Genomic DNA, 557 nt, shown 5'->3' with positions numbered 1-557 from the left:
CGTTTTTTGTTTTTAAGGCTTTTGATCTCATTATCCAAAGCGCTTAAAATGTTAGCGATAGCGGCTTGTTCGTTTAGGGGGGGTAAAAGGATTTCAAAGTCTTTTAAAGTTTGCTTAGTAATTGTTTTAATAATGCTTCCATCTGCTTTTCTTTTTTCTTCTTCAAATTTTGTAAAAAGACTTAAAACAAAAAAATATTTATTTACATCATTAAGCGTATTGTTATCAAAAATTAAAATTGTTCTATCACAATAACAATCATATTGTGTTAAAGCAACTCTACCGATTGTCCCTTGTAGGGTGATAATCACGCTATTTTTTGGAACAAAAACGCTCATGGGTTGTGCAATTTTGCTGATTTTTTGTTTGGTTTTTTGGTTAAGCTTAAAATTTTCACCCACATCATAAACTTGCACAAATGGCATACCATTATCACTATACCATTGTGGATTGCCATAAGGTTGCGGAAAAGAACCTCGCCTATATTTATAAGTCCCAAGCCTTACTCTTTGCCAAGCTTGATTGAAGCCTTTCAAGCGTTTTCTTTGGCTCAATAG

At 33.0% G+C, this 557-nt stretch carries 1 protein-coding gene; it reads right to left on the bottom strand.

Annotation, left to right across the window (positions count from 1 at the left end):
- Positions 1-557: restriction endonuclease subunit S (locus EWZ81_RS02520; protein WP_205250217.1), on the bottom strand; the 557-nt coding region annotated here is incomplete at both ends.

It is taken from the genome of Helicobacter pylori (assembly GCF_011140715.1).
GTDB classification, from domain to species: Bacteria; Campylobacterota; Campylobacteria; order Campylobacterales; family Helicobacteraceae; genus Helicobacter; species Helicobacter pylori_DA.
Note: the sequence above shows the minus strand (reverse complement) of the source record. Positions and strands in the feature narration are given on the sequence as shown.